Source organism: Gardnerella sp. DNF00476, assembly GCF_049262735.1.
GTDB classification, from domain to species: Bacteria; Actinomycetota; Actinomycetes; order Actinomycetales; family Bifidobacteriaceae; genus Bifidobacterium; species Bifidobacterium vaginale.
The window spans coordinates 1,608,600-1,634,221 of the sequence record NZ_CP058401.1; the positions used below are offsets into that span (position 1 = coordinate 1,608,600).

At 39.4% G+C, this 25,622-nt stretch carries 17 protein-coding genes; 11 read left to right on the forward strand and 6 right to left on the reverse strand.

Features of this window, described 5'->3' with window-relative positions; all coding sequences use genetic code 11:
- Positions 1 to 42: 42 nt before the first annotated feature.
- The 3 genes from HXT25_RS06470 to tkt all read right to left on the reverse strand — a co-directional run bounded on the left by HXT25_RS06470 (position 43) and on the right by tkt (position 3,971).
- On the reverse strand, positions 43 to 264 hold the full coding sequence (locus HXT25_RS06470; RefSeq protein ID WP_422118817.1) for a hypothetical protein: 222 nt from the start codon (positions 262 to 264) through the stop codon (positions 43 to 45).
- A 291-nt stretch (positions 265 to 555) separates the two neighbouring features.
- Positions 556 to 1,659 carry a transaldolase gene (tal, locus tag HXT25_RS06475; RefSeq protein WP_014554592.1) on the reverse strand — a complete coding sequence of 368 codons (1,104 nt, stop codon included), beginning with the start codon at positions 1,657 to 1,659 and terminating at the stop codon, positions 556 to 558.
- 212 nt (positions 1,660 to 1,871) lie between these two features.
- Entirely contained in the window at positions 1,872 to 3,971 is a 2,100-nt protein-coding gene (gene tkt, locus HXT25_RS06480) for a transketolase (protein WP_004111692.1), read from the reverse strand.
- Between the two features lie 261 nt (positions 3,972 to 4,232).
- On the opposite strand from tkt, the gene hrcA reads away from it, so the two are divergent.
- From hrcA to fmt, 3 genes are all read left to right on the forward strand, one after another.
- Complete coding sequence (hrcA, locus tag HXT25_RS06485; protein WP_020759703.1) at positions 4,233 to 5,249, forward strand: heat-inducible transcriptional repressor HrcA; 1,017 nt, start codon at positions 4,233 to 4,235, stop codon at positions 5,247 to 5,249.
- Between the two features lie 59 nt (positions 5,250 to 5,308).
- Positions 5,309 to 6,466, forward strand: a complete 1,158-nt coding sequence (locus HXT25_RS06490) for a DnaJ C-terminal domain-containing protein (RefSeq protein ID WP_004138365.1) — start codon at positions 5,309 to 5,311, stop codon at positions 6,464 to 6,466.
- Between the two features lie 115 nt (positions 6,467 to 6,581).
- Positions 6,582 to 7,562: a methionyl-tRNA formyltransferase gene (gene fmt / locus HXT25_RS06495; RefSeq protein WP_004111686.1), complete on the forward strand. Its 981-nt coding sequence runs from the start codon at positions 6,582 to 6,584 to the stop codon at positions 7,560 to 7,562.
- 62 nt (positions 7,563 to 7,624) lie between these two features.
- On the opposite strand, the gene serB is transcribed toward fmt, so the two are convergent.
- Entirely contained in the window at positions 7,625 to 8,308 is a 684-nt protein-coding gene (gene serB / locus HXT25_RS06500; protein WP_065189780.1) for a phosphoserine phosphatase SerB, read from the reverse strand.
- A gap of 278 nt (positions 8,309 to 8,586) precedes the next feature.
- Here serB and HXT25_RS06505 point away from each other — a divergent pair, with 278 nt between their 5' ends.
- The 3 genes from HXT25_RS06505 (at position 8,587) to HXT25_RS06515 (ending at position 11,708) form a co-directional block, all read left to right on the forward strand.
- The gene (locus HXT25_RS06505) at positions 8,587 to 9,429 is read left to right on the forward strand and encodes an inositol monophosphatase family protein (RefSeq protein ID WP_081264793.1); all 843 of its coding nucleotides are present in this window, start codon (positions 8,587 to 8,589) and stop codon (positions 9,427 to 9,429) included.
- 180 nt (positions 9,430 to 9,609) lie between these two features.
- Positions 9,610 to 10,380, forward strand: a complete 771-nt coding sequence (ppgK, locus tag HXT25_RS06510; RefSeq protein ID WP_004111678.1) for a polyphosphate--glucose phosphotransferase — start codon at positions 9,610 to 9,612, stop codon at positions 10,378 to 10,380.
- A gap of 113 nt (positions 10,381 to 10,493) precedes the next feature.
- Positions 10,494 to 11,708, forward strand: coding sequence for a pyridoxal phosphate-dependent aminotransferase (locus tag HXT25_RS06515; RefSeq protein ID WP_020759707.1), 1,215 nt, complete (start codon positions 10,494 to 10,496; stop codon positions 11,706 to 11,708).
- 10 nt (positions 11,709 to 11,718) lie between these two features.
- Here the strand turns inward: HXT25_RS06515 and HXT25_RS06520 are convergent, their stop codons facing one another.
- Entirely contained in the window at positions 11,719 to 13,938 is a 2,220-nt protein-coding gene (locus HXT25_RS06520; protein WP_020760398.1) for a hypothetical protein, read from the reverse strand.
- 15 nt (positions 13,939 to 13,953) lie between these two features.
- The gene (locus HXT25_RS06525; RefSeq protein WP_004111673.1) at positions 13,954 to 15,555 is read right to left on the reverse strand and encodes an ABC-F family ATP-binding cassette domain-containing protein; all 1,602 of its coding nucleotides are present in this window, start codon (positions 15,553 to 15,555) and stop codon (positions 13,954 to 13,956) included.
- A 261-nt stretch (positions 15,556 to 15,816) separates the two neighbouring features.
- Between HXT25_RS06525 and uvrA the strand changes: the two genes are divergently transcribed.
- The 5 genes from uvrA (at position 15,817) to HXT25_RS06550 (ending at position 25,496) form a co-directional block, all read left to right on the forward strand.
- On the forward strand, positions 15,817 to 18,840 hold the full coding sequence (gene uvrA, locus HXT25_RS06530; protein ID WP_101888668.1) for an excinuclease ABC subunit UvrA: 3,024 nt from the start codon (positions 15,817 to 15,819) through the stop codon (positions 18,838 to 18,840).
- Positions 18,841 to 18,884: 44 nt separating this feature from the next.
- A complete protein-coding gene (gene uvrC / locus HXT25_RS06535; protein ID WP_422118818.1) occupies positions 18,885 to 21,116 on the forward strand; it encodes an excinuclease ABC subunit UvrC in 2,232 nt (743 codons plus the stop codon).
- 88 nt (positions 21,117 to 21,204) lie between these two features.
- A complete protein-coding gene (locus HXT25_RS06540) occupies positions 21,205 to 22,335 on the forward strand; it encodes a GuaB3 family IMP dehydrogenase-related protein (RefSeq protein WP_004111665.1) in 1,131 nt (376 codons plus the stop codon).
- A 307-nt stretch (positions 22,336 to 22,642) separates the two neighbouring features.
- Positions 22,643 to 23,224, forward strand: coding sequence for a hypothetical protein (locus tag HXT25_RS06545; protein WP_014554584.1), 582 nt, complete (start codon positions 22,643 to 22,645; stop codon positions 23,222 to 23,224).
- 211 nt (positions 23,225 to 23,435) lie between these two features.
- Complete coding sequence (locus tag HXT25_RS06550; RefSeq protein WP_064623438.1) at positions 23,436 to 25,496, forward strand: AMP-dependent synthetase/ligase; 2,061 nt, start codon at positions 23,436 to 23,438, stop codon at positions 25,494 to 25,496.
- Positions 25,497 to 25,622 lie beyond the last annotated feature (126 nt).

A 25,622-nucleotide genomic window follows, 5' to 3' on the forward strand; every position in this document is an offset into this window, starting at 1 on the left:
TATTAATCATCTATCCCACCCTCATATAAAAGTAACTCTCATTTAAATCTCATCATATTTCTTTTTTAATTTATCCATATTATCAAGGTCAATCCACTCCTCGCTAAAACCACAAGCAGTGCAAATATACCTATCAACAGGTACTGCCGACATAATTGTATGGCCAGTCATAACATTATTTCCAGTCCCATAAGCCCCAGAAGATCCAGGCACAAATATAATTTCACTTCCCCCACACTTTGGGCATTTTTTCGTATTTTTCATAAATCCTCCTTATCAATCTAATAATGTTCTTTTTATTGTTTTGAAAAATTGCATAAAAATAGGCAGGAACACATACCTATCCATCAGGTATATATTTCTGCCAATTAAAAAATTCTAAGTGAGACGAGCCAGAACTACACTGTCTGTCTTTCTCAATTACTTAGCTTAGAAAAAATAACACTGGGTAGCTTTTTTATTGCGATTGATAAAAACGCAAAACAAAACCGCACATGTGTGGAAATTAATCCACGAACATGTGCGGTATCTGTTATTTATTACTGATTAGCAAAATCAGGCGTTTACGCGATCGATGCCAGACTGTACGTCTGCAATCACGGAATCCCAAGACTTGATGAAGGCGGCAACACCGTCGGCCTCAAGCTTGTCGGTAACGTCCTTGATGTTGATGCCAAGCTCAGCAAGCTTGTTCATAACAGCGTGGCTCTCTTCGTAAGTGCCCTTAATGGAAGCAGCACCGTTGCCGTGATCAGCAAGAGCGTTCAAAGTCTTTTCTGGCATGGTGTTAACAACATGCTCAGCAACCAACTCGTCAACGTACTTGCAATCGGAGTAAGCTGCGTTCTTGGTGCCGGTAGAAGCCCAAAGTGGACGCTGCTTCTTTGCGCCCTTGGCCTCAAGTTCAGCCCAACGTGGATCGGCAGCGAACTTCTTCTCGAAGAGTTCGTAAGCCAAGCGAGCGTTAGCAACAGCAGCCTTGCCTTCAAGAGACTTAGCTTCTTCGGAACCGTTAGCTTCGAGGAGCTTGTCAACAGCGCTATCAACGCGGGAGACGAAGAAGGAAGCTACGGAACCAATGTGCTTCAAGTCGTGGCCGTTAGCAGCAGCTTGAGCAATACCTTCGATGAAGGCATCGATAACCTGCTCGTAGCGCTCGAGGGAGAAGATCAAGGTCACGTTCACGGAGATACCCTTAGCAAGGGTAGCGGTGATAGCTGGAAGACCTTCCAAAGTTGCAGGAATCTTGATCATAACGTTTGGACGATCAACCTTTGCCCAAAGCTCTTCAGCCTGCTTTTCGGTGTTAGCAGTATCGTGAGCCAAGCGTGGGTCAACTTCGATGGAGACGCGGCCGTCAACAAAGTCGGTCTTTTCTGCAATCTCGCGGAAGATATCAGTTGCGTTACGAACGTCGGTGGTTGTCAACTCGCGAATAGCGGTCTCAACGTCAACCTTGCCGAGTTCCTTAAGCTGTGCGTCGTATGGGCCAACCTGGCTCAAAGCCTTCTGGAAGATAGATGGGTTGGTAGTAACACCAACAACATTCTTGTTAGCGATCAAATCCTGCAAAGAACCAGACTCAATGCGGGTACGGGACAAATCGTCCAACCAAATAGAAACGCCGGAATCGCTAGTGCGCTGCGTTGCTTCAGTCATGTTATCTCCTTAACACTGTGCTCCACCAGTTGGAACACGTTGGTAGTGTTGGCGTTTTACAGGAAACAGCGGTTGATGCTAAACCAACTGTAGCTTAACATCAACACGCCTTTGCTGTTTCCAGTGAAGTTGCTAAATTAGCACTTCGAGTTTTGTGATGAATCAATTTTATTTTGACACATCAAGTTTTTGTATTTTGCTTAATTTCTATCTTAAGCGCGTGCTTCTTCGATAGAAGCCTTAGCAGCTTCTACTACGTGCTCAGCAGTAATGCCCAAGTCGATCATGTTCTGACCGCCGTCACCCTGCAAGCCGTACTGTTCGATAGAAACAGCCTTGCCGCAATCGCCAAGATACTTGTACCAAGGCAATGCCAAGCCAGCTTCGATGGAAACGCGAGCCTTGACGGACTTTGGAAGGATTGCTTCCTTGTACTCTTCGTCTTGCTCTTCGAACCACTCGAGAGATGGCATAGAAAGAACGCGAGCCTTAATGCCTTCTGCTGCCAAAGTCTTGGCGCCAGCAACAGCCCACTGAACTTCAGAACCAGTAGCCATGATGATTACGTCTGGAGTGCCTTCGCAGTCAACCAACACATAACCGCCGTGCTTTACGCCTTCGCGAGCCTTCTCAGCAGTTTCTGCGAGAGTTGGAACGCCTTGGCGTGTCAAAATCATAGCGGTTGGGTAGTTGTTCTTCTTCTCGAAGAAGTAGCGGTAAGCTTCAGCAGTCTCATACTCATCTGCAGGGCGCACAACCTCAAGCTGAGGAATAGCACGGAAAGCAGCCAAGTGTTCGATTGGCTGGTGAGTTGGACCATCTTCGCCCAAAGCTACGGAGTCGTGAGTCCAAACGTATAGGTTTGGAATCTCCATCAAAGCAGCCAAGCGAACTGCTGGGCGCTCGTAGTCAGAGAACTGGAAGAATGTGCCGTTGAATGGGCGAGTGTCAGAACCAAGCAAAATACCGTTGGTAATAGCACCCATTGCGAACTCGCGCACACCGAAGTGAAGCTGGCGGCCGTACTCGGAAACGTTTGGCCAAGTACGAGTTGCATCCTCGGATGGACCGAAGGAGTCAGCGCCCTTAATGTTGGTGTTGTTGGAGCCGCCCAAATCAGCGGAGCCGCCCCAAAGTTCTGGCATAACAGCAGCAATTGCGTTAAGAACTGCGCCAGAAGCCTTACGGGTAGCCACCTTGGAACCGACTTCGAAACCGGCAATCAAGTCGTCGATAGCCTTGTCGAAGCCTTCAGGAAGCTTGCCAGCCTTAAGGCGCTCGTATAGAGCAGCCTTATCTGGGTTTTGAGCAGCCCACTTTGCAAGAGCTTCATCCCAAGCCTTGTGAGCAGCCAAACCGCGTTCAGCAACCTTACGAGCATGAGCCAAAGCTTCTTCGTCGATTGGGAACGAAACTTCTGGGTCGAAACCGCAAAGTTCCTTCAAGCCCTTAACAGCTTCTTCACCAAGCTTAGAGCCGTGAGAAGCTTCATTGTTGGTCTTGCCTGGGGTTGGCCAAGCAATCAAAGTATTAACCTTAATGAAGTGAGGCTTATCGGTAACTTCCTGAGCCTTTTCGATAGCTGCAGCCAAAGCCTGAACGTCTTCCTTGTAGGAGCCGTCTGGCTGAATGAAGCTAACTTCGTCGGTGTACCAACCGTATGCACGGTAACGAGCAAGAATATCCTCGGAGAAGGTGAGCTTAGTGTCGCCTTCGATCTGAATGTGGTTTGCATCGAAGATTACAGTCAAATTGCCAAGCTTTTGGTTTCCAGCCAAGGAAGCAGCCTCGGAAGAAACGCCTTCCTCAACGTCGCCTTCGCCGCAGATAACCCAAACCTTGTGATCGAATGGGGAAGTGCCAGCTGGAGCTTCTGGATCAAGAAGACCACGCTCAAAACGCTGACCATAAGCGAAACCAACAGCAGAAGCAAGACCCTGTCCAAGAGGACCAGTGGTCATTTCAATGCCTGGAGTTAAGCCATATTCTGGGTGACCTGGAGTACGCGTGTCTGCGCCGCCACGGAAATACTTGAGATCATCAAGAGTCAAGCCGTATCCAGAGAAGAACAGCTGCACATATTGCGTAAGCGAAGCGTGGCCGCCAGAAAGAATAAAACGATCGCGACCGGCCCACTTTGGGTCAGCTGGATCGTGCTTAATGAAGTGCTGGTACAAGGTGTACGCAATCGGTGCCAATGAAACAGGGGAGCCAGGATGTCCGTGTCCTGCTCGCTCAACAGCATCAGCCGAGAGAACCTTCGCCATCTTTACGGCGCGCTCGTCTAATGCAGACCAGTTGAATTCGGTCATGTGATCTACTTTCCTTCCAATAATTCGGGTTTTTTGCGCACAGCTTACGCTGGCCATCACCCTCACATTGCCATTTAATCCTATCTTTTATATCAGACGAATTTCTAACAAAGTGTGTCAAAACTTAACAAAAGTTTATATTTATAGTTAGTTGTTAAGATAACAAAAAATAGTTAATCACATATTATTCTGGAATATATAATAGTTGACAGTAAAAGTTACATTACCTAAATAAAAGGAGGATCAATGCAATCACGTCGCATGATGATACTCCGTGCGGTTGTTGAAGATTATATTCGTTCACACGAGCCAGTTGGATCAGCGTCTTTGGCTAAAAATCACAAATTAGGTGTTAGCTCTGCAACAATTCGCAACGATATGTCAATACTAGAAGAAGAAGGTTATTTAATTCAGCCACACACATCTGCTGGTCGAATTCCTACGGAAAAAGGATACAGATATTTCGTTGATGGATTGGCGGCGCTAATACCACTTTCTAATGCACAAAGAAGAGGAATACGCAGTTTTTTAAGTGGATCTGTAAGTTTGCAAGACACACTTCAACGTTCAGCTCGTCTTCTTGCAAGTATCACTGGGCAGGTTGCTCTTGTTGCGTCACCTGCATTATCTAGATCAAAAGTAAAAAGAATTGAGATTGTTCAAGTATCGTCATCAACTCTTCTTGTCGTAGTAATTACAGACGCTGGAGGGGTAGCGCAACATATGATTCAGGCTTCTAATGTGAATTCAGATGATTTGTTGCATTTAACAAATATGATTAATGAAGATTGCATTGGATTGTCACTTTTGAATGCATCTAAAAAAGTGTGTGCATTGTCGGAACGTAAAGATTTAGTTTCTTCGTTACAAATAATTAAACAATTGTCTAATGCTATTGAAGATATGTACGATGGCGATCGAGCACACGAATTATACATGGCTGGAACCTCCCAGCTTGCTCATAGACAGAATATTGGTGATTTTGCTGCTCTTTTTGATGCTTTAGAAGAGCAAGCTGTTATTATGCGTTTGATGACTTCGCTAAGTGAGGAGGCAAGTGATTGTGCAAGTGGAGTCAGTGTTGCAATAGGTTCGGAAACTCACACGCCTGGTCTTTTGAATGCTTCTGTTGTGACGAGTGCTTACGGATATAATTCCGATCCTGATTCCGCATTCATTGGTTCAATCGGACCTACGCATATGGATTATGCTGCAACAATGACTGCGGTTAAAGCAGTGGCTAAGTATCTTAATGCGTTTATATCCGAAAATTCATAAAAATATAACTGGCTGTGCCTTATGCAAGAATTATTTTATTAAGGTAAAAGGGGAGTTAAGTGACTGACTATTACAAGATTTTAGGTGTTGATTCTAACGCTAGCGATGATGAGATTCGAAAAGCATATAGAAAATTAAGTCGAAAGTACCATCCAGATATCGCAGGTCCTGAGTTTGAAGACAAATTCAAGGAAGTTAATGCTGCATACGACGTTTTGTCTAATCCAGAAAAACGCAAAATGGTAGATATGGGTGTTGACCCAAACAATCTATCGGCATCTGGTGCTGGAGCTGGCGCTGGCGGATATGCCAATATGAATATGGATATGGGAGATATTTTAAATCAGTTCTTCTCTGGATCCTTTGGAACAAGTACGGGTTCTCCTATTCCGCGCGTGAATCGTGGTGAAGATTCACTCACAGAAGTTAAAGTTGATCTTAAAACAGTAGTATTTGGTGGAAATGCTAAGGTTCATGTAGTGACTTTTGGCTTGTGTCAAGATTGTGCTGGAAAAGGCTCTGCAGATAAATCAGACCCTATAACTTGCCCGCAATGCAAGGGCGCTGGTTTTGTACAAAGGGTTACTAGAACAATGTTTGGTCAAATGATGTCATCTGAGCCATGTAGAGAATGCGAAGGTCACGGAACAATCATTAAGAATGTTTGCCCAAATTGTCATGGACATGGTCGAATTCGTACATCAAGAGAAATTGGGATTACTATTCCTGCTGGTATAAAAGATAATTCTCGATTGCGACTTGCTTCGCAAGGAGCAGTAGGTGAATGTGGCGGTCCTGCTGGCGACTTGTATGTTGATGTACATATTCGAGAAGATAAACAGTTTACTAGGAATCTAAACGATTTACATTGTTGGATTGACATTCCAATGACTTGGGCTGTTTTGGGACATAAAGTTGATATAGATACTTTTGACGGCAAAAAGAGCGTGGAAATCCCTTCTGGCTCTCAAAGTGAAAATACTATTTCTGTACCTAATTTGGGTGTAACGGTTCTAGGCTCTAAAGAACGCGGAAATCTTGTTGTTCACATTCTTGTTAATATTCCAACAAAGCTGAGCGATGAAGAGCGTAAACTTATTGAAGAGTTTGAAGAATTGCATGATGGAAAAGATGATGTTATTGTTCAACGCGCTATCCCAGATTCGACTACAAATCACAAAGGATTCTTTAGCAAGTTAAAGGATGCTTTCTGCTAATTCGCTAATTCTTAGTATTTTCATGACTATTCTCGTTACTGTTCGATTGCTGAGAGTATATGATTTTTGAAGATGTTAAGAATAATGAAGATATTTTTCTTAAGGGGGTTTACGTATGGTGCTACCTATTTTATTTGCTGGAACACCAGAGGTTTCTGTTGCGCCATTGCGTGCTTTAGCTCAAGATAAAGAGCATTTTGATGTTCGTGCTGTTCTTACGAGACCTGATGCTCCGACAGGCAGAGGTAGGAAAATTGTTCCTAGCGCTGTTAAAAAAGCTGCGATTGAACTTGGGATTCCTGTTTTAGAGGTTAATCCTAGTGATGAAGAGGAGTGCATAAGAGCTTTAAAGGCAACTGGCGCTAAACTTGCTGCCGTGGTTGCTTATGGAAAGATTCTTAGACAATCTGTTTTGGACGCTCTTCCTCTAGGATGGTACAACTTGCATTTCTCGCTTCTTCCACAGTGGCGAGGGGCAGCTCCTGTTCAGCGTGCGATTTGGGCTGGAGATGATATTACCGGTGCCACTGTTTTTAAGATTACGCGTGGAATGGATGAAGGACCTATTCTTGCACAAATGACTACCGAGATTGGTGCTCATGAAACAGCTGGCGACTTGCTTATGAGACTAAGCAATGATGGTGCAGATCTTCTTTGCTCTGCTCTTGTTGGGATGGAATCTGGTCAAATTATTCCTGTTGAGCAAGATCCTACACCTTGCCAAATCGCGCAAAAAATCACTGTTGAGGATGCTCATATTCGTTTTGATATTCCAGCATTTGCAATCGATAGGCAGATTCGTGCTTGCACGCCAAATCCTGGAGCTTGGTGTAATCTTCACGCTTATTGCGAAGATTCACAAATCATTAGTTTGCATGTTCTTTCTTGTGCATTGGCAAAAGATGAGGATATTTCAATACATAATCTAAGCGAACTTAAGCCTGGGCAGATTTTTGCAGGTAAACGAAATGTTTGGGTTGGTTCTTCAAGTGGTGTTCTTGAGCTTTTAGAAGTTAAAGCGCAAGGTAAAAAGGCTATGAAGGCTGCAGATTGGGCAAGAGGAGCGCATTTAAGTCAAGAGTCCTATTTGGATTGAAGCGATAAGTGTAATCTTGAAAAACGCAAAGTAAAATTTGTATAAATTCTAGTTAGTTAAGTTTAGTTTAGTAAATCTAAAACTAGGCTTAGGTCACGCGTATCTATGCTTGCTTTAGCTTGACTTTTTAATAACTGCTTTGCGCAAAATGCGACGCCTAATCCTGCTGTTTTAATCATATCGATATCGTTAGCACCGTCTCCAATAGCAACGCTTTGAGCAATATCAATATTGTTCTTGCGCACCCAATTAATCAATGCTTTTGCTTTATATTGGCGATTTACTATAGGCTCAATAACTTTCCCACTTAGCTTAGAATCTACTACTTCTAGATTGTTTGCTACCCAAAAATCTATGTTTAGATTTGGCAGAAAATCATCTAAAACATTATTGAATCCTCCAGAAACTGCTCCTATTTTCCATCCAAAGGAATGTAATGTGTCTATAAGTTTTTTGGCTCCACTGGTTACGTGGATACTTTCAATAGCTTTTTTAAAACAAGTGCATTCGAGTCCTTTTAACATTGAAACCCTTAGCTTTAAAGATGTGTCAAAGTCAATTTCTCCTTTCATTGCTTTAGAAGTTATATATGCTAAATTTGACCCGACCCCAGCAATATCTCCTAGTAAGTCAATCACTTCTTCTTCAATAAGAGTGGCGTCAACATCTAAAACAAGAAGTCCTGGTTTTTTCAATGAAGGAGCATTAATTAATTTTTGGTTTTTTAACTCTAGTATTTTAGTCATGTTATAATCTTTTGAAAGAGATGTTAGGTTATGAATTAATTTTAAGGCTGGTTTAAGAAATTTAAGGATTTTGTTTCGCTACGCGTTTTTGCATTGTAAAACTTTTCTATAAAACTTATATCAAATGTGAAAGTTTATTGATTTTATTGGAATATTGCGTGTGGAAGTTTGGTTTAATTTAATTAGTTGAGTAAAATAGTTGCAGATTTATGGATAGTTGCAGATTTTTGGAATAGATAAATAATCAAAATGTGGGTAATTAAAGAGGTGAGTAAAGTATGGCAAGTATGAATTTAAGGGATGTAGCTCTTGAAGTTGCTAGGATTTTGGAAGATGTTGGCAAGCACGCGTATCAAGACCAATTAAATCCTCGAGATATGGCAAGCATGATGGTTCTGGGGGATCCGAATCAAGCAGATTCTGGTTTTGGAGATAAGCTCGTACGATTTATTGAAAATCGTCTTACGTACATAAACACCTTCCAGGGATTTTGGCGTAATCGTCCAGAAAATTGCAATATTGGTGATCGTTTTTGGTGCGTTGGTAATATTGACGGTGCTATTAACTTTAACCGCGATATGGCTGAATGGACTTTAACTGTTTCGCTTTTCGAGTTTAATGATCAAGGCTCTGCTAGACCTGTTCTTGGTGTTGTTCATGCCCCAGCTTTAGGGCTTACATATTTGGCTGCTAAGGGTCAGGGTGCTATTCGTATTCGTAAAACTCCTAATGGAGAGAAGCGAGAGAAAATCACGCCTTCTACAACATCAACATTGCATGGCTCTGTTGTTTGCTATGGAATGTCTTATATTCCAGGTGAATCTAAAAGAGCTTTAGATGTTGTTTCTTCGCTTGAGGAAGAATGCCCAGCAGATATTAAGCGTATTGGTCCTGCTTCGCTTGACTTGTGCAAAGTAGCAGATGGTACTTACGACGCATATTTTGAGCCACATCTTCATAGGTGGGATATTCCAGGTGTTTCAGCTGGCGCCGTTGTTGTTAAAGAAGCACAGGGGCATGTTCGACAATGGAATGGTGACTCAATTCATTGGAGACGTGAAAATGACGTTATTGCTTCAAATGGTTTAATAAACAAAGAGCTTCAAAACTATTTGCGATAAATTAGAGTTAAAAATCTTAGCAATTGTTTGCATGATTTTTAATATTAAAGCTTTAATTTTGAGAAAAACATTTATGCAATCGTTATCATTAAATAGACAATATATAAGCGTGTCGCTTTAGCAATATTGTAGAATGAACATGATATCCCATTGTCCGACATTCAGAGGGGAGTGTTAACGATGATTGACACTGCACAAGCATTTGGCGTAGATATTGGTGGCTCTGGTATTAAGGCTGCACCAGTTAATTTGGAAAAAGGCGAGTTTGCAGAACCGCGATATAAGATTCTCACTCCAGCGGTTTCCACACCTCAAGCTGTTGCAGATATTGTTCGTCAGCAACTTGAGCATTTTGATGTTCCTGCAGATGTTCCTGTTGGAATCGCTTTTCCAGCTCCTATTAAGCCTGGAAAGAAGCTTGAGTTTATGGCGAATCTCGATCAATCTTGGATTGGTGTGGATGTTACAGAAGTGTTCAGCGAAGCTTGCGGTCGTCCTGTTACTGTAGTGAATGATGCTGATGCTGCTGGTCTTGCTGAGCAACACTTTGGTGCTGCAAAAGATAAAGATGGCTTGGTCATTGCTACTACGCTAGGCACTGGAATTGGCACAGCATTGATTTATAATGGCACTCTTATTCCTAATACAGAGCTCGGTCATATTCAGCTTGAAAAGGGTAAGGGAGATGCGGAAAAGTATGCTGCTTCTTCTGTTCGCGAAAAGTTAGACATGGGTTATAAAAAGTGGGCTAAGCGTCTTACTAAGTATTATGGTTTGATGGAAAAGTACTTTAACCCAGACCTGTTTGTTGTTGGCGGCGGTGTTAGCCGTGTTAGCGAGAAGTTCTTGCCTCATATCGATATTAAGACACCTATTGTAGTTGCGTCTTTGCATAATGAAGCTGGCATTATCGGTGCGGCATATTATGCAATGCAGCAAAGAAACAATTAAGGATTTTTGATATTTTATTTGCGCTGGATGCTTTTGCGTTCAGCGCATCTTTTGTATTTGCATATTTTTGTATTTTTATATATTTGGTTTATACAATGCGCTAGTGTAGTCGAGTGCGATTTTCTTCTAGAGTTGATGTGAGTGAGCCAAATCCAATTATTCTGGCTCAACGTGTTGCTATATCTAAAGGTATTAAACTTACAAAACTTAACGATTCAAACCCAACAGTACATGGTCTTTCTCCAGAGTGCTTAAATGCAAAATATACTGCGGATCCTAGAGGACCTGTCGAAGTTAGGCGCATTCTTGCTAACTTTATAAATCATAGAGATAATCGCGTAGATCAAAATATTGTAAATAAGAAGGGTAGTTCAGCTAAGGTTCTTAATCCAGATAATCTATACGTATTATCATCAACTTCTCAAGCATACGCATGGTTAATGATGCTAATGTGTGATTGCGGTGATTCTGTTTTAGCTCCGACTCCTGGATATCCTCTTATAGAATCGATTGCAAGACTACAAGGCGTAAAATCTATACCTTATCCGCTTGTTTATGATGGCTCTTGGACTATTGATATTCCTAGGGTTAAAGAACTTTTAGAGAATACGGATAATCGTATTCGTGCACTTGTTTTAATAAATCCAAATAATCCAACAGGATCTTATATAAAGCCTCAAGAAAGAGACGCATTATTGCAACTATGCAATAAAAATAATGTGGCAATTATAGCTGATGAAGTTTTTTATGATTATTGTCTAGAACCTTTTGATGGAAACAGCAGGTTAGCAGGTGAAGAATCTACGCTAGTTTTTGCTTTAGATGGATTCTCAAAGATGCTTGCAGCTCCGCATGCAAAAGTTGGATGGATTGAGGTTTCGGGACCTAGTCAAGACGTGCAGGATGCTATGAAACGCCTTGATGTTATTGCTGATGATTTTCTTCCAATTGGTGTAACTGTATCAGAAAGAATTCCGGAATTATTGCAATGTGCTAAAGAACAAACCGATCTTGTTCAAAACAGAGTTAGGTCTAATCTTAAAACACTTAGAAAAATGCTTGCAAACTACCCAAATTGTTGCGTTAGTGCATTGCGTGCTGAAGGCGGATGGAATATTCTTATCCGTGTTCCATCGTGTTTAGATGATGATGATTTAGCTCTAAGACTTATGCAAGATTATCATCTTGTATCTCAGCCTGGCTATTACTTCGATATGCCAAATAATGGATATTTGGCATTATCTTTGTTGCCAGAAGAAAAACAATTTGTGTATGGTGTTAAAGCGTTGCTAGATACTGTTCATACAATGCTGGAAGAATTAAATTAATGAAAACAAATTAGATTAATGTGAACCAGCATCTCACAGTATGCCACATTTGAGGATTAAAACGTAGTATTGAGTCTTCTCTGCCTGGTACGAACCAGCTTAGAAAAGCTATTGCTATGGAGAAAAATAGAAGACCAAAAATAACGAATCGCAGTAAATAGCATAATGTTTTAGTTTTCCAAGTGTCACATACTGTAATATCAGCATATTTTTGTAGCAAAGAATTAATACCTATTATTGCGCTTAAAGCGAAAAGCCATGCAAAATCCGCAATATATCGCCATCCTATCCCAGCTTTTAAGCTGTCAAAAACAATAACGATTATGCCAGAAATTACAGATATTATAGCTAATCTTGTAGCGATTTTACTCATGTTTCTAGTCATTGTGAAAACGCATATAATTCCTAGTAATGCGAGTGGAGATAATGTAAACATTCCACCAATCATTGGCTCTGCATATTGCCATTTTTCAAAAGCAATAGGTTGAATTGCTATCCAAGGGAAAGTTGATATAAAACGTATTGGCAAAGCTATATAACTTAAAATGGATGGAATGATGTTCTGCGAAGGGAGACGCATTGTAGTCATATCTGTAATCGTAATCTGATATTCATTGCCAAAATTAAAAGGGGACCCAAATCTTAAAGCATTATATAATCCGATTGGTATTGCAACTATTATAAATGGAATAATTATGCAAAGAATTAGCTTTAATAAGTTTTTAAGATTTTCTATAGATTTTTTGTCACTGATAATAATATTTTTAATATATGAGTAAAAATGAGTATAAAATAGCGGAATTGCGAATAGAAAAGCGATTATAAAAGTTGGTCTACAACCAAGATTAAAAGCAATAAACAACGATCCTGCTGCAATATGCTTAAACGATATTATTGATGATGGTTTTAATTGTTCCACTATTTTGTGTGATTTTATAGTTTCCTCATCTTTAATAGATCCGAGATAAAACCATAATCCTAGTGAAGTGAAGAATAATGATGCAGCCATTGGAACTGAATAAAAGGATGTTCTAAACCACAAGTAAACGGTGTTTGAAGTAATAAAGAATAAGGTTAAACAAATTGATACACAAGCAAGAGTTGCCTGATGATTAACACGTTTAATTAGACGAATAACCAATAGTGAGCCAAAAATTAAAAATCCAATTAAGCATATGAAAGTGGCTATTGTTGTAGGGAGCATGGCTCCACCAGGAATCCACAAATTGGATATAATCTTATACGGGATAAAGAATAAAACAACTGGTATTACACCAAAATACGAATACCAATGACCCTTATAATACGCATGATCCCAATAAATATTGTGTACACAATCAGAAAGAAGATTATTTCTTGCAATTGGGTCATACGGATTAGATAATTTTTGCATTTGCGGCGGAACAGGTAAATCAAGATGAGTCTTACCTTTAAGTAGAGCGTCTGCTGTACGTGCGTATTGATCAAAATCGTAAGTGTAGTTTCCAGCAACATCAAAATGCATTGGAATACTGTTAAAAACATTCCAAAATATTGCAAAAATAGCAATCAAAAGGAAAGGTGTCCAAAATAAAGTAAGTAAAAGTCTTTGATTAATACTCTTTGTATTAAGTCTGATTTTCCAAAGCTTAGACCACGGATTCCATAATGCAATAAAAATTGAAATTATTATAAGAAGAAAAACGCGACCCCAATTCCAGCTAAAAGGTGCTCTAACATTTGCTTTAGCATCCTCAACGTCTACAACATCTCCTTTAGGATGTTGTATCCATAATCTAAGAGTGCTTTTAACTCCAATTGCTTGATCTGGAACTGGAAGCATAGCAAAACTAATGGCTCTAGGATTGGTACTTAAAGGCTTTCCAGCAATTTTATTAACATCAATTCGTACATGCACATCCGTTTTAACAGGGCTTTTGCCAATTTTTTTCGGCGTAATTAGTGAAGGCTTAAGCTGAATATATGGTGAAGATCCGTCGGAATTAACTTCTAAATAAGATTCCGAAGGATCGGTAATTAAAAGTCCTCCAGAAGAAAGTCTTTCAATACCTGGACCAGTTGCATTGTGTGCAAACATGCTATCTGTGCTGCCAGTAACACTATTCCAAAATGGAATATTTCCAACAGTGCATTCAAACAATGCTATTAACAACAAGATTGCTAAAGGCTCGCGAAGAACATGGAAAATGTGTTTTAGCGTAAAATTAGCAAATCTAGCTGTTGTTTTCATAGCAATCCTAAAATCCTATTCTTCCGCAACCAAATCAAGATAGTCATCACTCCACAAATCTTCGTCACCGTCTGGCATAAGAAGAACTCGTTCAGGGTTTAACGCAAGAACTGCTCCTTCATCGTGAGTAACCAATACAATAGCGCCTTCGTATTTTGCAATGGCTTTAAGAATTTCATCTCTAGAAGCTGGATCTAAATTGTTAGTAGGCTCATCGAGCAAAAGCACGTTTGCTTTTGAAGTTACAAGAGTTGCCAAGGCTAGACGAGTTTTTTCGCCTCCCGAAAGCACTTTAGCTGGCTTCATTGCGTCATCTCCAGAAAATAGGAAGCTTCCTAGCATAGATCTTGCTTGAGTGTCATTTAAATCTGGAGCAACATGCTGAAGATTTTCTAATACTGTCGCATCTAAATCCAAAGTGTCGTGTTCCTGAGCAAAATAGCCAATCTTGCAGCCATGCCCATAGTTTACGCTGCCAGTATCTGCACTTTCTTCTCCAGCTAGAATACGTAAAGTGGTTGTTTTACCAGCACCGTTATATCCGAGAATAACAACTCTTGAACCTTTATCTATAGCCAAATTTATGCCAGCAAATACAATATTGGATCCATAAGCTTTTGAAATATCTTCAGCCATAATAGGTGTTCGTCCGCAAGGAGCAGGTTCCGGAAAACGAATATCTGCTACTTTCTCGCGACTTTGTGCTTCACTTGTTTCACTTAACAGACGTTCAGCCCTACGCATCATGTTTTGAGCTGCTACTGCTTTTGTTGCTTTTGCATGTAAACGAATACCTTGTTTCATAAGGCGTTCAGCTTTTTTTTCAGCCACTTCTCGTTCTCTGCGCCTGCGTTCTTCGTCTACAACGCGTTGATGTAAGTATGCTTTCCAACCCATTGAATACATGTCTATTTGAGCCAATTGTGCATCTAAATGCCAGACTTTATTTACAACCTCATCTAGCAATTCTGTTGAATGGGATATTACTAAGAATCCACCAGAGAATTTTTTCAAATAGTTTCTCAGCCAAATTATAGAATCTGCATCTAAATGGTTAGTAGGCTCATCTAAGATCAGCGTGTCTGCATCGGAGAAAAGTATTCGTGCAAGTTCAATTCGTCTACGTTGACCGCCAGATAGAGTTCCAAGAGCTTGCTTCATAATTTCTTGTGGAAGCCCAAGGCTGTTTGCCATCGATATTGCTTCCGATTGAACAGCGTATCCACCAGCTTTTTCAAAGTCTTCAATGGCCTTATCGTAGCGATTCATGGCTTTCGTCATAATATCTGGATCTGGATTCGTCATCTCTTTTTCTGCTTTTCGTATACGAGATACGATTGATGAAATGTCGCGAGCGCTCATAATCCTATCTAACGCGCTTTGTTCTGGGTCTGCTGCATGAGTATCTTGTGGTAGATACCCCAATCCACCGCTTACTCGTACAGTTCCGCCAGCTGGGAGCATTTCTCCTGTTATTACTCGTGTAAGAGTTGTTTTTCCAGCTCCATTCCTTCCAACTAAGCCGATTTTGTCGCCTTTTGTTACATGAAAGTCGGTAGGGTTTAATAGCGTACGCGCACCAATTTGTATAGTTAATCCTTGTGCGTCAATAGCCATTTGCACCCACTCCTTAAAATAATGCTTTAATCTGAATATCTTCAAAATGTGTTAGCCAAACTCACGATTATACAGTTAGGCTTGCATAGTTTTTACTAAAGGATTTTATTCTTTATATTTCTATGTATTTCGACAACACGCAGAAAATTATCTACTTCGAACAAGTGTTCTATAATTAATTGTATTATATAATTTAGTGCTCAATTAATAGTGAGTTTGGTGCAAAGTCTTGATTCTTAAAATAGCTCTTAGGGAGGCAGAATGCAAAGCAAATCAGATTCTTCGCAAAACATGCAATTACCTTTATCCCAAGATGCAATTTTAGATAACAAAAACCGTGAATGCACTAAAAAAGCTGACATCTTGCAATCTATGCTCGACTCTGCTCAGCCTGTAAAAGATAATGATAATTTAGTATATGATTTGTCTTCTGTTCCTTCAGATTTAAAGATAACCATACAAGGAGCTAGAGAGCACAATTTAAAAAATGTTAGTTTACAATTGCCTAGAAATCGTATGATTGTTTTTACTGGATTGTCAGGATCTGGTAAATCTTCTCTTGCTTTCGATACTCTTTTTGCAGAAGGTCAAAGGCGTTATGTGGAATCCTTAAGCGCGTATGCCAGGCAATTCCTTGGAAGAATGGATAAACCAGATGTAGATTTTATTGAGGGATTAAGCCCAGCTGTATCTATTGACCAAAAAACTACTAATCGTAACCCTCGTTCTACTGTTGGAACAATCACAGAAGTTTATGATTATTTAAGGCTTCTTTTTGCTAGAGTTGGAATTCCTCATTGCCCTAAATGTGGCGAACTTGTCAGTGCTCAAACACCACAACAAATGGCTAATTCTATACTTTCTTTACCAGAAAGAACAAGATTGCAAATATTAGCACCTGTTGTTAACGGCAGAAAAGGCGAATTCAAAGATACAATTACTCTTCTTAGATCAGACGGCTATTCGAGAGCGCTTGTAGATGGGCAAATGCGCGAGCTTTCTGAAGATATTACTTTAGAAAAACAAAAGAAACACACAATCGAAGTTGTAATAGATAGGTTAATTATAAAAGATGGCATACGTACTCGTTTGACTGATTCTATAGAAACGGCTTTAAAACTTTCTAAAGGAATAGTTATAGCTGATTTTGTAGATGAAGTTGCTGATTCTAAATGCAGACGCCGAAATTTTTCTGAGCACAGAGCTTGTCCTAACAATCACCAGCTTAATTTATCAGAAATAGAGCCTAGAACATTCTCATTCAACGCTCCTTATGGGGCGTGCCCCGATTGCTCTGGAATCGGTTACAATCTAGAGATTGACCCTGCTCTTGTTGTTCCAAATACAGAAAAATCACTTAATGAAGGCGCGATAGAACCTTGGGCACTAAATAAAGCTGCAGGGGAATACTATAGGCATGTGCTACAAGGGCTAAGTGTTGAACTTGGTTTTAGTATGGATACACCATGGTGTGAATTGTCGAAAGATACGCAAAATTCAATACTTTATGGGCATGATTTCGAAGTAAAAGTATCTTATAAAAATAGATGGGGTAGGCAGAGAGAATATTCAACAGGATTCGAAGGTGTAGTGCGCACTCTTATGCGCAAGCATGATGAAACAGACTCAGATCAAATGCGCCAATACTACGAGTCATACATGCGAGAAGTTCCATGCTTAACATGTAACGGTAAACGATTGCGTCCAGAAGTCTTAGCAGTAACAATAAACTCATACTCAATTGCAGACATATGTGATATGCCAATAGAAAAAAGTCTTGAATGGATTAATTCTTTAAAACTAGAAGGATCAAGCAAGATAATTGCTAAAGAAATTGTAAAAGAAATCAAGGCAAGATTAGGATTCTTAAATGATGTTGGCTTAAATTATTTAACTCTTTCTAGAGCCGCAAAAACACTTTCAGGTGGAGAGGCACAAAGAATAAGATTGGCGACTCAAATTGGATCTGGACTAGTTGGAGTCATGTACGTTCTTGACGAGCCTTCAATAGGATTACATCAAAGAGACAATGAGAAACTCATATCAACATTGCACAATCTTCGCGACTTAGGTAACACTCTTATAGTTGTTGAACATGATGAAGATACAATTCGGCAATCCGACTGGTTAGTAGATATTGGACCCGAAGCTGGAGAAAACGGTGGAGAAGTAGTATATTGCGGACCAGCAAATCACATAAAAGATGCAAAACGTTCAATTACAGGAGACTATATTGCAAAAAGAAAATGCATAGAAGTTCCTAAAAATCGTCGAAAAATAAACAAAAATCGTTTACTAACTATTGTTGGAGCAAAAGAACACAACCTTAAAAATATAGATGTAGAAATACCTTTAGGCATATTTACTTGCATAACAGGAGTATCTGGATCTGGAAAATCTAGTCTTATAAACTCGATACTCTACCCAGTTTTAGCAGATAAGCTAAACGGCGCTCGCATTGTTCCAGGACTTCATAAACGAGTTGATGGTATTGAAAATTGTGACAAGGTTGTTCACGTAGACCAAAACCCTATTGGCAGAACGCCAAGATCAAACCCTGCGACTTACACTGGTGTCTGGGACAAAATACGTACACTTTTTGCTCAAACACCAGAAGCAAAAGTTAGAGGTTATGGTCCTGGAAGATTCTCGTTTAATGTAAAAGGCGGAAGATGCGAAGCTTGCAGCGGAGATGGAACGCTGAAAATTGAGATGAATTTTTTGCCAGATGTATACGTACAATGTGAAGAATGTCATGGGAAAAGGTACAACAGAGATACTCTAGACGTAACATATAATGGTAAAACCGTTTCAGACGTTCTGAATATGCCAATTTCTGAAGCTGCTGTATTCTTTAAAGCATATCCATCCATTTCAAGATATTTGGATACTCTTGTACAAGTTGGTCTTGGATATATTAAACTCGGACAAAGTGCTCCAACATTATCTGGTGGAGAATCACAAAGAGTAAAGCTTGCTACAGAGTTGCAAAAACGTTCAACTGGCAAAACTGTTTATATTCTTGATGAGCCTACAACTGGATTGCACTTTGAAGATGTTCGTAAACTTTTAAGCGTTCTTCAATCTTTGGTAGATAAAGGCAATACTGTAATAGTTATTGAACACAATCTTGATGTTGTAAAATGCGCGGATTGGATTATTGATTTAGGACCAGAGGGAGGAGACAAAGGCGGCGAAATAGTAATCACTGGCACTCCAGAAGAAGTTGCAAAATCGAAAGAAAGTTGGACGGGCAAATTCTTAAAGCCTATGCTCAAATCTTAAAGGAATATAGTTAAATAGTATTTTTATGAAAGGAGGTGAACAGAATGGAAATTGTGAATAATAACATAGATATCAAAGAAGATGTTATAAGCAGTCAAGGCAAATGGAAGAAAACTCATCTGTCTAATTGTGATATAAGTACTACTGACATTTTGAACAATTCAGTTAAAAATAATTTTGGAGCATCACTTTTAGGCGACACGAGAGACTTATTTAGACCAAAAACTTCCGATATTCCAAATCAACCAGGAGTATACAAGTGGAGAGATGAGAAGGGGAAAGTAATATACGTTGGAAAAGCAAAAAGTTTAAGAAATAGGTTGTCTAATTATTTTCAACCGTTAAATCAGCTTCATCCTAGAACTCAGTCGATGGTTTTAACAGCTCGAAGCCTAGAATGGACCGTTGTAAACACTGAGCTTGAAGCTTTAACACTAGAATACACGTGGATTAAGGAGTTTAATCCACGTTTTAATGTTGTTTTTAAAGATGATAAAACATATCCATATCTTGCCGTATCTGTGAATGATGATTTTCCAAGAGTCTGGATCACAAGAAATAGGAATTCTAAATCAACTAGATACTTTGGTCCATATGCAAAAGTGTGGCAGCTAAGGCACAGTCTAGATTCTTTGCTTAAGACTTTTCCTGTAAGAACGTGTAGACAATCCGTTTTTGTCAAAGCTCATAAAACTGGTAGACCTTGTCTTCTTGCAGCCATTGGAAAATGCTCTGCACCTTGCATTGCAAAAGTGGATCGTAAAACTCACAGAAATAATGTTGAACAATTAGTTGGTGTACTAACTGGTTCTATAGGTGATTCTTACATTAACGATTTAACAAGAGAAATGAAAGAATCTAGCGATAATCTTGATTTTGAGAATGCTGCAAAAATAAGAGATAAAATAAACATTTTTAAAACTGTTATGCAACAAAATTCTGTTGTTTTTGACGAGAATGTTGAAGCTGATGTTTTTGGTTTTAGTGGAGATTCTCTAGAGGCATGCGTTCACGCATTCTTTGTTCGCGAAGGCTTATTGCGAGGAGAGAAAAATTGGCAGGTTGAAAGAAGCGAGGATATTAGCGATGCAGATATAATAGCGAATTTGCTTATGCGAGTTTATTCAGAATATGAATCAAATAATAATTTGCAATATGAAGACTCTTTGAAAATAGAGCAATCAAGAAATGCATTGCAGATTGACTTGGAGAATACCAAGAGTAAATATATTGACTCAGCGTATCGTGCAAAAACAACAAAAGAGCGTAAAAAAAGGCAAGAATCAACAGGAAGGGGAGATTTACTAGACCCAATTACCCCAATCCCTAGAGAAATAATCATTCCTTTTGAAATATCACAGAATCAATGTGAAAATTTGGAAAATTGGTTAAGCAAATTGCGTGGATCTAAAGTTAGCATTAAGGTTCCTGAACGTGGCGATAAACGAAATCTTATGAATCAAGCAAATGATAATGCTAAACAATCATTAATGAGACTGAAGTCCAGCAGAATCAGCAGTTTAGATGCAAGAAGTAGCGCCATGAACGAGGTGGCTGAAGCTCTTGGAATGAGCGAATCTCCTTTGCGTATTGAATGTTATGATATTTCCAATACGGTAAATGGAGAATATCAGGTTGCATCAATGGTTGTATTTGAAGATGGTATTGCTAAACCTAGCGAGTACAGAAGATTCTCCATAAAAGGGTCTGATGGCAACGGAGAACTTGATGATTTGAGCGCATTGTATGAAACTATTTCTAGGCGTTTTAAGCACACAAGTAGTGGCGATGTAGATGATGATTACGGAGAAAATCTTGAAAAATCAAAATATAAAAAATTCGCTTATACGCCTAATCTTATAGTTGTTGACGGGGGTAGAGAACAAGCCAGAGCAGCACAAAAAGCTATGATAGATTGTGGAATAAAAAACATAGTCGTATGCGGTTTGGCTAAAAAGCTTGAAGAAGTTTGGCTTCCTAATAATGAATACCCAATTATTCTTAAACGAAGCTCCCAAGGATTATATTTGCTACAGAGAGCTAGAGATGAATCGCATCGTTTTGCTATAACTTATCATAGGCAGAAACGAAGAAGAGCCATGTTAAATTCGTCACTAGACTCGATTCCTGGTATTGGAGAGTTTTACAAAAAACGTCTTCTTTCCGTATTTGGTAGTGTTAAGAAATTAAAAGATGCGAGTGTTGACGATTTACAAAAGGTTTCTGGAATCGGTCAAGCTAAAGCTAAATCTATTTACGAATCATTGCATAAGTAACACTGATATTCAATAGAAATATCTTATAAATTAGTTAAATAATTTTCGGCATGTTGATTCGTCATGATAAGACACTAGCCTTGTAAGTATGTCTCAGGAAATTGAAATAGGATTGGGCAAAAAAGCCCGAGTTGCTTACTCACTTGACGATATTGCTATACTACCTTCTCGTCGTTCTCGCGACCCGCAGGCTGTTTCTACGTCCTGGCAAGTCGATGCTTATAGTTTTGACGTACCAGTGATTGCTGCGCCAATGGATTCTGTTACTAGCCCAGATACGGCTATTGCAATGGGTCAGATGGGCGCCTTGGGTGTACTTGATTTGGAAGGTTTATGGACTCGTTACGAGGATCCAGAACCACTTCTAAAGGAAATTTCGGAGATTCCAAACGAAATTGCTACGAAGCGTATACAAGAAATTTATTCTGAACCAATTAAGCCTGAACTTATTGTTAAACGTTTGCGCACTATTCGTGATTCTGGAGTTACTGTTGCAGGTGCTCTTTCTCCTCAGCGCACTCAGGAATTCTATTCTACTGTGTTAGAAGCTGGAGTAGATCTTTTTGTTATCCGTGGAACAGCTGTTAGTGCAGAACATGTTTCTAAAGATCATGAACCACTTAATCTAAAGAAATTTATTTATGATCTTGATGTTCCAGTTATTGTGGGAGGCTGTGCTGATTACACTTCAGCTTTGCATTTAATGAGAACTGGTGCAGCTGGAATTCTCGTAGGTTTCGGTGGAGGTGCAGTTTCTGCAACTATGAATACTCTTGGCGTTCAAGCTCCTATGGCAACTGCAATCTCAGATGTTGCCGAAGCTCGTCGCGACTATATGGATGAATCTGGCGGAAGGTATGTTCAAATTATTGCAGATGGCGGAATGGGAACATCTGGCAACTTTATTAAGGCTTTGGCTATGGGGGCAGATGCAGTCATGCTTGGAACTCCTTTAGCACGAGCAACCGAGGCTCCAGGACGTGGAATGCATTGGGGAGCAGAAGCTCGCCATCCATCTTTGCCACGCGGAATGCGTACGAATGTTGGAACTGTTGCTCCGCTGGAGAATATCTTGTTTGGTCCAAGCCATATGGCAGACGGAAAAACAAATTATGTTGGTGCGTTAAGGCGCACAATGGCATCCACTGGGTATGTTGATGTTAAGAGTTTCCAGCGTTGTAGTGTTGTATTTAACCCATTCCATCAGGATGTTCGGTAATTTTTAATACTATTTGTTTACTTCCTTGTGAGCTTAAAACTAAAAATTTAAGTGCACAAGGAAGTAAAAACTATAATGTGCATAACTTAACACTAAATAATCCTTGATTTTTCAACAAAAATCGAGGATTTAATTTTATTTATGCACACTTAGAAATAATACTTTGAATTTTTGAAATAAGTTGTATGCTTTATTTAAACCTTTGCTAAACATTGGTTTTAAATTAAAAATACAAAAAATAAAATAAGGAATTTAAAAATAGAAAATGGGATAAGTAACAAATTTTTTAACGGGAAAGAGCAGGAAAATGAATAATACTCTTGGTACCATAGTCAGCGATAACTATGACGAAAATGATGCATTCTGGGAAGTTGTAAAAAACGACTTTGCTGCAAATGATGATCATCCTACGTTCAAGTGGAATGATCGCAAGCCATTGCCAGTATACGAAGGTTCATTCCTAGTGGGTTCTTCGCATTTTATGGCAACATATCATGTATCATCATGCTTTAATAATTCGGCAGATGAGGAATTGTACTTAGACCTCGCTTTAAGAGCGTGCAAAGTAGCATGTATTGCTAGTGACATTTCTAGAGGAAGACCTATATCGTCACAAATGCGTAAGGCTCTTAGCGAAGAATGTATTTTTAAGCTTGAAAACATGTGGTATTTAATATTTCAATGTTTCTCAGACAAACACGATGAATATACAAGTTGGCAACTACGTTGCAAACCGACTATGCCAAGAATGATAAATGGAATGCTAATTAGTCCAACTCGTTTTGAGGCAGTTGTTTTATTTTCTATTGGAAGCTTAAATTATTGTGCGTCTTTGGCATTTAAATCTCAAAACGGGAGTTGGATATGTACATTAGTTGACTTGGGATGATTGGTAGGAAATATACTAGCCTTTAAATTCCATTGTCAATTAAATAATAGTTAAATACAAAAATATGACTCTTCTGGTTTAGGTAATCATTATTAGTTTGCTTCTAATTATCTAACCAGAAGAGTTTATTTGTAAAGACCACCAATTTTAGGTTAACATTTTTGTATGACTTTCGTTTGTGTCGTGTTAGATATACCGTACAATTAAGACTATGCTGCGAGAATTTGCTGTAGAGGTCATTCACCCAACAAATGACGGTGACACAATTTATTCACTGCTTGCCAATAGGGCAATGCGAGATCCACAAGGCGTAATAGCCCAATGGCAAGACGATGATACTCGTCAATGGCATGATGTTACTGCATCTGAAATGCTATTAAAAGTTCGTGCAACAGCTAAGGGGTTGATTGCTCTTGGCGTTGAACGAGGAAGCAAAGTTGTTATTTATTCCCCAACCTGTTATGAGTGGGGCGTTGCGGATTTTGCTTGCGCTTGCATTGGTGCTGTAAGCATTCCGATTTATGAAACAGATTCAGCAATCCAAGCTGCTGAAATTATTTCTGAAGTAAAGCCTGTGATAGCTTTTGCAGGTGATGATGAACATGCGCAATGTTTAGAGCGAGTTCGCCAAGACAATAAGCGTATGTCTTTAAAGACTATTTTTAACTTTAAAGCTGCTGGAATAGATGCAGTGATTGATTTTGGAAAATCAATCAGCGATGACGAACTTAATAACAGCATATGTCAAGTAAAAGCTGATGATTTAGCGACTATCGTATACACCTCTGGTTCAACTGGAAAACCAAAGGGTGCAATGCTTTCCAATAGGAATTTTACGCATATTGTGTATGCAGCTTATGACGTTTTAAATGATATGCTTTATAAGCCAAGTAGACTATTGCTATTCCTTCCGTTAGCTCATTGCTTTGCCAGATACATACAGTATGTGGCAATAGGTTCTCACGGTGTTATTGGATATGTGCCAAATGCAAAGCATTTATTAGCAGATTTGCGTAGTTTTAAACCTACATATTTGCTTGGAGTCCCAAGAGTGTTTGAAAAGGTTTATAATGCTGCGTCTCAAAAAGCTGGAGCAGGTATACGAGGTAGGATTTTTGCAAAGGCTGTACAACATTTTATTGAGTGGTCTAAAGATGAAGTTGAAGGTAGAACACACTCAATTTATGCAAAACTTCAGCATGACTTTTATATGAAAACTGTTGGATCTTCCATACGATCTGCTTTGGGACCTAATTTATCATGGCTAGCTTGCGGCGGAGCTCCAATAAACGCTGAGCTTGCTCATTTCTTTAACGGGTTGGATGGAATAACCTTTATTCAAGGTTATGGAATGACCGAAACAGCAGCTCCTTGTGTTGTTAATTTTGAGCATGCTAATCAAGTTGGTTCTGTGGGTCGCCCTGGTCCTGGAATTACTATCCGTATTGCAGATGATGGAGAAGTCCTTGTAAAAGGTCCTAACGTTTTTATCGGATATTATGATAAGCCAGATCTTACTTCGGATGTTATTGACGAATATGGATGGCTCCATTCTGGAGATTTAGGCGAGATCGACGATGAAGGATTCTTGTCTATTACTGGTAGAAAGAAAGATATTATTATCACTGCTGGTGGGAAAAATATAAGTCCAGCGCCTTTGGAAAGTATTATCTCTAAGTGTCCTCTCGTATCTCACGCAGTAGTTGTAGGAGACGGTAAGCCATTTGTTTCCGCTTTGATTGAGGTTGAGCCAGATATGGTTCGTTCTTGGCTTAAGAGTCAAGGAATGGATGAAAATCTTTCTATGAGTGCTGTTGCGGAAAACGATGCTATTCGTTCTGTTGTACAACAGTTTATTGATCAGGCAAATAGCACTGTTTCTAGGGCTGAGTCTATTCGTAAATTTATTATTTTGGATGAAGAATTTTCACAAGAAACTGGCACTTTGACTCCAAGCATGAAAGTTGTGCGTCCTAAGGTTTTGAAGAGGTATTGTGATCTTATAGAGAATCAGCTTTATGCTCCAAAACCAAACAGTAGACCATTACCTGCTACAGTTAAGATTTTAGATAAGACAACTGAGACTGTTAAGCAAGCGCAAGAAACTGTTAAACAGGCTCAAGAAGCGGTTACTCCTAGAGTTAAGCAAGCAATCGATCAGGCTGCTACTCATCTGAAACGTTTTGGTGAGGATTTGCCTACACAGGTTAATGTAAAAGATCAGCATACTGAATATGCTGAGAAGAATAATAATTCTAACGACAAAGAATAGTTATTCGAAACTAAATTAGCTATAAAACGTTAAATAGGCTGATTAAAATTGCAATTTTAATTACACTAAGTCTTGTATAATTGCATTGCATTTTTAATTAGCCTTTTAGAATTTTTAAGGAAGTAC

What these genes read in the sequence shown, in the direction of transcription:
- uvrC (WP_422118818.1), top strand. Translation starts at nt 18,885, where the DNA reads ATGGAAATTGTGAATAATAACATAGATATCAAAGAAGATGTTATAAGC.
- tal (WP_014554592.1), bottom strand. Translation starts at nt 1,659, where the DNA reads ATGACTGAAGCAACGCAGCGCACTAGCGATTCCGGCGTTTCTATTTGG.
- hrcA (WP_020759703.1), top strand. Translation starts at nt 4,233, where the DNA reads ATGATGATACTCCGTGCGGTTGTTGAAGATTATATTCGTTCACACGAG.
- HXT25_RS06550 (WP_064623438.1), top strand. Translation starts at nt 23,436, where the DNA reads ATGCTGCGAGAATTTGCTGTAGAGGTCATTCACCCAACAAATGACGGT.
- tkt (WP_004111692.1), bottom strand. Translation starts at nt 3,971, where the DNA reads ATGACCGAATTCAACTGGTCTGCATTAGACGAGCGCGCCGTAAAGATG.
- HXT25_RS06545 (WP_014554584.1), top strand. Translation starts at nt 22,643, where the DNA reads ATGAATAATACTCTTGGTACCATAGTCAGCGATAACTATGACGAAAAT.
- HXT25_RS06540 (WP_004111665.1), top strand. Translation starts at nt 21,205, where the DNA reads ATGTCTCAGGAAATTGAAATAGGATTGGGCAAAAAAGCCCGAGTTGCT.
- ppgK (WP_004111678.1), top strand. Translation starts at nt 9,610, where the DNA reads ATGATTGACACTGCACAAGCATTTGGCGTAGATATTGGTGGCTCTGGT.
- HXT25_RS06470 (WP_422118817.1), bottom strand. Translation starts at nt 264, where the DNA reads ATGAAAAATACGAAAAAATGCCCAAAGTGTGGGGGAAGTGAAATTATA.
- uvrA (WP_101888668.1), top strand. Translation starts at nt 15,817, where the DNA reads ATGCAAAGCAAATCAGATTCTTCGCAAAACATGCAATTACCTTTATCC.
- HXT25_RS06525 (WP_004111673.1), bottom strand. Translation starts at nt 15,555, where the DNA reads ATGGCTATTGACGCACAAGGATTAACTATACAAATTGGTGCGCGTACG.
- fmt (WP_004111686.1), top strand. Translation starts at nt 6,582, where the DNA reads ATGGTGCTACCTATTTTATTTGCTGGAACACCAGAGGTTTCTGTTGCG.
- serB (WP_065189780.1), bottom strand. Translation starts at nt 8,308, where the DNA reads ATGACTAAAATACTAGAGTTAAAAAACCAAAAATTAATTAATGCTCCT.
- HXT25_RS06520 (WP_020760398.1), bottom strand. Translation starts at nt 13,938, where the DNA reads ATGAAAACAACAGCTAGATTTGCTAATTTTACGCTAAAACACATTTTC.
- HXT25_RS06505 (WP_081264793.1), top strand. Translation starts at nt 8,587, where the DNA reads ATGGCAAGTATGAATTTAAGGGATGTAGCTCTTGAAGTTGCTAGGATT.